The 6,209-nt window shown below is 76.6% G+C and carries 4 protein-coding genes and 1 pseudogene; 1 reads left to right on the forward strand and 4 read right to left on the reverse strand.

Annotation, left to right across the window (positions count from 1 at the left end; translation table 11 throughout):
• Nucleotides 1–12 precede the first annotated feature (12 nt).
• Entirely contained in the window at nucleotides 13–489 is a 477-nt protein-coding gene (locus IH45_RS0120215) for a cytochrome P450 family protein (protein ID WP_107058684.1), read from the forward strand.
• A gap of 24 nt (nucleotides 490–513) precedes the next feature.
• On the opposite strand, the gene IH45_RS1000000147950 is transcribed toward IH45_RS0120215, so the two are convergent.
• From IH45_RS1000000147950 to IH45_RS0120230, 4 genes and pseudogenes are all read right to left on the reverse strand, one after another.
• Nucleotides 514–2,487 carry a hypothetical protein gene (locus IH45_RS1000000147950; RefSeq protein ID WP_050515000.1) on the reverse strand — a complete coding sequence of 658 codons (1,974 nt, stop codon included), beginning with the start codon at nucleotides 2,485–2,487 and terminating at the stop codon, nucleotides 514–516.
• A complete protein-coding gene (locus IH45_RS1000000145310) occupies nucleotides 2,484–3,563 on the reverse strand; it encodes a TRAFAC clade GTPase domain-containing protein (RefSeq protein ID WP_050515001.1) in 1,080 nt (359 codons plus the stop codon). Before IH45_RS1000000145310 ends, IH45_RS1000000147950 begins: the two co-directional genes overlap by 4 nt.
• 2 nt (nucleotides 3,564–3,565) lie before the next feature.
• On the reverse strand, nucleotides 3,566–4,660 hold the full coding sequence (locus IH45_RS1000000145315; protein ID WP_050515002.1) for a serine/threonine-protein kinase: 1,095 nt from the start codon (nucleotides 4,658–4,660) through the stop codon (nucleotides 3,566–3,568).
• A gap of 9 nt (nucleotides 4,661–4,669) precedes the next feature.
• Nucleotides 4,670–6,209: pseudogene (locus IH45_RS0120230) on the reverse strand (hypothetical protein); the annotation flags it as partial.

Consider the following 6,209-nt stretch of genomic DNA (forward strand, 5'->3'; position numbering starts at 1 on the left):
CTTGATCCGCCGGTGCGGACAGCGTCGGTCCCGTGCGGCCCAGCCGCCGCAGGCCCGCTGTGCCGGGTCGAGTCCCCGGCCGGCGACGAGGCATGGCTGGTGACCCGCCACGCCGAGCTCAGGGCCCTGCTGCTGGACGAGCGGCTGGGCAGCTCCCACCCCGATCCGGCGAACGCGCCCTGCTTCGTCCGGAGCCTGTTCCTCGACATGTTCATCACCGACGCGACTCCCGAGGCCGCGCACCAGCTGCACGCGCGCCTGGTGGAGCTGCTCTCCGGCCTGGCCGACGTGGACTCCCCGCGGGTCGAGGAGGCCAAGCGGGCGTTCTTCGCCCACCTGAAGGAGCTGGCGGCCCGTAAGCAGGCCGACCCCGGCGACGACGTGATGTCCCGGCTGCCCGGGCCGCGGCCCGGCCTGCCGGTCGAAGAGCTCCAGGTGATGGGCGGACGCCTTTCGGCAGGATTCACCGAGCTGCCGATGCGGTGGTGACGGCCCCGCGCGGGGCCGGTACGGCTAGGACCCCGCCAGCGCGATGACCGCGATCAGGATCACGGCGACGGCTATCAGCATGAGCAGTGCCGTGACCCAGAGCCGGCCGGCCGTGTCGTCCTCGCGGCCGTAGGGGTCGTCCGGCGGGCGGGTGTCGCGGGAGCGGCGGCCGGGGAGCCGGAAGCCGCGGGCGGCCGGGCGGGGGGCCGGTGCCGTTTCCTGCGGCGCCGTCGTCCGGGTGGCGGTGTCGAACAGCGCCTTCCAGCCCTTGTCGCCGAAGCCGGTGGGCCGGCCGTCGTCGAGCAGCTGCCGCAGTACCGCGCGGCCCCGCCCGCCGTGTCCGTGCCACAGCTCCGCGAGGACGCGGGGCAACAGGCCGGGGGCGCTGCCCTGTTCAGCGTACGGGCGCACCAACTCGTCGTAGAGGAGCACGGCGGTGCGGACCCGCATCCGGCCGTCCGGACCGGTGACCGGGTCCTCGTCGCGGTAGCCGCCGCCCGGGCCGAGGAACAGGTGGGCCAGCAGGAGGCGTTCGCAGACGGCGCGGGCGTCGTGGACGGTCCGGTGCGGGGCGCGGTCGGCGAGGACGCGGGCCGCGCGGTCGGCCTGTGCCGCCGGGAGGGCGCCTTCGAGCACTTCCAGGAGCACCTCGTCGGTGCTGTTGTGCAGGTAGCGCGCGGCGTCGTCGCCGTTCTGGTGGAGCGCTCTGCGCAGGACCTCCGCGGTCACGTCGCGGGGGAAGCCGGTGCCGGCCCGGACGGCCTGGCGCGGGTCGTGGGACTGCCCGCCGCGCTCCTCGTACGGCGTGTCCGGCGGGTCGTACGGCTGGGCCCGGTCCTCGCGGGCCCGGTCGTACGGCTGGGCCCGGTCGTACGCCTGCGGGTCGTACGCGGGCCGGTCCTGGCCCCCGTGCCCCCGCCGGTACGGCCGCTGTTCCTGGTCCTGCCGCAGGTGGTCGAAGACCCGGTCGTCGTACGCCGCCTCGCGGGCCGGGCCGTCCGCCCGGTCCGTACGGGAGCGGCGGTGGTCCACGGCGTGGCTGAGCCACTTCAGCGCCTCGTGCACCAGGCGGACGCGTTCGTCGAGGCGTTCCTGCTCGAAGACGCGGCGTTCGGCCAGCGCGCGGCGCGTCTCGCGCAGGGCTTCCGGGTCGTAGCGGTGCTCCAGGTAGTGATCGACCAGCCGCTCCGCGGCGTCCCTGGCCTGGCCGCCGTGGTCGGGCGGGCCGTCGTCCGGACCGTCGCCGCCGGACGTGGCGCGCCCCGCCCGTGCCGGATCCAGGCGCGTCAGCTGCTGATCCTGGGTGGCCGAGACGGGCCAGCGCGGCACGAAGACGTAGCGGAACGGCCCGCCGTCCCGGGTGTCGTGGGTGGCGAAGGACCAGGAGTCGGGCAGCGCGGGCCCCACCAGTTGCCGCAGCCCCCACAGGACGGGGACCGGCCCTTCGCCGCCCGTGCGGTCCAGGACGGACAGGCGACGGCGCGGGCGGCGCAGGCGCTCGGCCAGCACCGCCGTCAGCTCCTCGGGGAACCGCCCGGTCCGCTCGGTGAGCGCCGGTGCCGTGCGGTCGGCCGCCGTCCACAGCGTCCGGGCCGGTACGCAGTCCAGGGTCCGGCCCTCGACCTCCCGCAGGTTGACGCCACTGCCCTCCCAGCGCCAGTCGTGCAGGCCCAGGCAGCGGCCGGGCGTGAGCACCGACGCGCTGCCCAGCAGCGCGTGCGAACAGGTGCTGGGGCGGCCGCCGCGGTCCCGGTCGGGAATCCGGCGGATCAGCAGGACCGACTTCTCGTGCCCCGCCTCGGCGGGCAGTTCCACCCGGGCCAGGCTCTCGCGCGCCGTTTCGTCGGGGACGCGCAGCAGCGGGGCGATCCTGCGGTAGATCGGCTCCAGCCCGTCCCGGTTGCCGGACCAGGCGACCGGCCCCACCCCGGCGCCGCCGACGGCGTGGTCCGCGTCCCAGCGGAAGACGATCTGGTGCACCGTTTCGGTCGCGTTCACAGCCCCACCTCCTGAGGGTCGGCTCCCGGCAGGAGCCCGCACATCGCGAAGACCGACAGCAGCGGGGTGAGCACCCGCCGCGGCCGGACGCCCTGCGGGAAGCCGCCCGCGTCCTCCTGGCCGCCGGTGGCGGACGCGAAGTGCAGGGTGCACCGCGCGCAGTCGGCGAACGGCTTGAGCCAGGCGGGCCCGCCGTGGTGCCGCAGGAAGGCGTAGACGTCGCGGCTCTCCGCGCGCAGTGCCCGCGCCGACGGCCGGGCGTTCTCGGGGGCGGTCAGCCAGCGCGCCACCGCCGGCTCGAAGCGGATCAGGTCGCTCTTGCCCACCACGATCGCGGCCGCCGCGTCCACGTACGGTCCCTCGTGCCGCACCCGGTCCAGCACGGTGCCGAACGAGCGGTCGCCGAGGTCGTCGGCGCGCTGCTTGGTGCGTTCGCGCACCGCGTCCAGGTACGGCAGCGGCAGCGCGCGCAGCGGGTCGACGACGAAGATGAACGCGCTGACGGCGGCCAGGAAGCGGGTGACCCGGCCGGTGCGCTCCAGGTCCTCGCCGGACAGGTCGAAGAAGACCACGGGCCGCGTGGTGCCGCCCCGGCTGACCAGCAGCCCGTCGGCGAACTCGGCGAAGTCGGTCTGCTCGGTGTGCGCCAGCATCTCGCCCGCCCGCAGCCGGAGAACCCGGTCGTTGAGGTAGGCGCGGTGCGAGTCGGTGTGCAGCGGTACGGCCTTGAGCCCGTGCGCGTCCAGGGCGCCCCGCTCCACCTCGCCGATCATCGAGGCGAGCAGGTGGGTCTTGCCCGCGCGGGAGCTGCCGACCAGGGCCACCGTCAGCGGTTCGCCGTTGGTGAGGTAGGGCGCGGGCAGGTAGTGCTCGGGCATCCCGGCCGTGTTGCCGCAGACCTGGAACGCCTCGCGCAGCGCGTCCTGACGGCGCAGCGGATTGTGCTCGCCCGTCAGGTCCAGGCGGACGAAGGTGCTGGTCTCGTCGCGTACGTACAGCCGGTCCTCGTGGAAGGCGATCGGGTCGAGGCAGTACGGGCACACCACCGGGCGGGGCCCGGGGCCCATCGGGTACATGCTCACCGGCGTCCTCCCATGCCCGTACGGTCGGCGCCGAAGAGCGCGCGCAGTCCGCGGCCCGGTGTCCGGCCGGGCCCGGGTTCCGCCGCCGGGTCGTCGTCCAGTCCCAAAGCGATGCGTTTGCGGGCCAGTTCTCCGTCGAAGGCGCGGCGTCCCGGCTCCAGGGGGTCGGCCGGGAGCGGGCGCCCCTGGAGCGGGTCCTGCCGGTTGAGCATGCGCAGCACCTCGACGGGACGGCCGCGCTCCTGGGCCGTGGATGCGAACGCGGTGGACAGCACGCCGAGCGCGGGCAGCCGCGCGAGGTCGCGCGGCGGCCCGTCCGGGTCCCCTTCGCGGCCGGTGACCAGGTGGTACATCACCTGGGCCACGCTCCACAGGTCGTCGCGCGGGTCGGCGGTGCCGTGTCCGGCGCGCTGTTCCGGCGCGGCCCAGGGCGCCTCGCCGAACGCCTCGCGGGGGTGACCGGCGCGGGTGGCGAGGCAGGGTTCGGGCAGCCGGACGTGGCGGCCGTCCCACCGTACGGTGTGCGGCGTCAGGCCGCGGTGCACGACCTCGATGGCCTCCAACAGCCGTACCGCCAGCACCAGTTCGCTGCGGATGCGCTCCTGCTCCTTGACCGTGGCCCGGCCCGCGAGCGCCGCCAGCGGGCGTCCGCGGGCGGGCTCGTAGAAGACGAACGGCTCCCGTACGTCCAGGTGGTAGCCGCCGAACCGGGCGAACAGCTGGTGGTACGGGGCGTCGCCGAACGCCCGGCGCACGGCGAGGCCGACACCCACCTCCGCCTCCAGCCGGTCGCGGGCCCGGTGGTCGCCGCACGCGGTGTGCGCGAGGCGGTACTGCATCACCCGCCAGTCCTCGCCCAGCGTCATGGGCCGGGCGCGCAGCGGGTGCCGCTGCTGCCCGGCGGGCAGCTCGTCCCAGCAGACCGCCGGCAGCCGCGCGGACGTGCCCTCGTCCGTGAAGAAGACCAGCTCCGTGCGGTCACGCGCCGGGCGGCCGCCGTTGCGCGCGGCGCCGTCCCCGGGCACGGCGCCGTCCTCGGGCGCGCGGCCGGATGTCCGTACCGACTCCTGCCGGTCCGCCCACTCGTTCATGCCGTCCCCTCATTCGTTCGCGTTGGCGGGCAGTTCCGGCCCGGTTCCCGGCCCCGGCTCCGGCTCCGGCCAGGTGGCGTCGCCGTCGCCGCGCAGCCGGACCGTGCGCACCGATCCCGTACGCAGTGGCAGCAGCCGGAAGACGCCCGCGTACCGGCCGGCCGGGGTCCACACCATGTCGTCGGCGCCGGACGCGGGACCGGTCCCGTGCCCGTCGGCGGGCGGCGGGCCGTCGCCGTGCCGGGTCACGTCCGGGGCGAAGCGCACCCCGCGGGCGGCGTGCCGGTCCCGGGAGAGCAGCCGGCGGTGTTCGGCGGCGCAGAGCGGGACGGTGCCGGTGCCGTCGCCGTGCGCCTGGAGGACGCGGGTGACCCGGTCGGGGGCGAGGCCGAGCAGGACGGCCGGGTCCGGCCGGGACGCGGGGTCCCGGGCGAAGGCGGGGGCCGCGGCGACGCCGTCCCTGGCCAGCCGGGCGCTCTCGTCGTCGATCAGGGCCCGTACCTCCCGGTCGACGGGGAGCGAGGTGGCTGCGCCGGGGTCGCGCTCGATGGTGCCCCAGTACGGGTCGAGGAGCCCGGCGATACCGTCGGCGAGGTCTCCGACGAGGGTGGCCACCAACTCCGGTCCCCCGTCGCCCGCTTCGCGCTCCAGCCAGGGGACGGGCACATCGTCGGACGGGGTGTCCGGCGGAGTGTCGGGCGAGGTGGCGGCCGGTGCGGGTGCCGAGCCGTCGGCGGCCTTCCGGGGCGGCGGGTCGGTGTCGGCGAGCGGGTCCTGCCAGGGGGTGCCGTGCGCGGTGTCCGGCTCCCCGGCTCCGTCCCGTCCGCCGGGCTCCGGTTCGCGGTCCCAGTCGTCCCAGTCGTCCCAGCCCTGCGCGGTGTCGTCGTACCGGGGGTCGGCGGTCTCGAAGGAGGCGTACGACGGCTGGGGCGCGGTGCGCTGGTCGTACGACGGGCCGAACCAGTCGTCGTCCAGGAGGCCGGCTGCCGGTGCCCGCCCATCCGTCCGCGCACCGCCGTCGCGGCCCGCCGCGGGCGCGGGTTCGCGGCCCTCGGCGGCAGCCGCCGCGCGGCGGATCATCCCGGCCACCGCCCGCGCCCCGTCGGCGCAGTACAGCCGGGCGTCCGCCAGCAGCCAGTCGTGTACGACGGCGTCCGCCAGCAGCCCGTCGAGGGCGTGCAGTACGTCCCGCCCCTCGGGGCCGCCGCCCGCCGCCCACCAGGAGTCCAGGGCCTCGGTCCACCGGCGTACGGCCAGCAGCGGCACCACGATCAGCGCCACCAGCAGCGCGCTCAGCCCGAGCCAGGCGGGCACCGCGAGGGCCTGGCCGAGGGTGATGCCGACGGCGGCGCCGACCAGCCCGGCGCACAACTGCGCCAGGGCGCCCGACTGGCCGCCGCCGTCCAGGTGTCCGTCCCCGGTGCGGCCGGGGCGGCGGGCCAGGGCGAGCGTGCTCAGCCCGGCGGCGGCCAGCGCCGTCAGCGGACCCAGCGCCCAGCCGGGCCCCGGCCACAGGCCCGCCGCCGCGGCGACGGCACAGCCGCCGGCC

Source organism: Streptomyces rimosus subsp. rimosus (assembly GCF_000720725.1).
Taxonomy (GTDB): Bacteria; Actinomycetota; Actinomycetes; order Streptomycetales; family Streptomycetaceae; genus Streptomyces; species Streptomyces rimosus_A.

Excerpts from the sequence above, each read along its gene's own strand:
- IH45_RS1000000145310 (WP_050515001.1), bottom strand. The coding sequence starts at position 3,563 with ATGTACCCGATGGGCCCCGGGCCCCGCCCGGTGGTGTGCCCGTACTGC.
- IH45_RS1000000145315 (WP_050515002.1), bottom strand. The coding sequence starts at position 4,660 with ATGAACGAGTGGGCGGACCGGCAGGAGTCGGTACGGACATCCGGCCGC.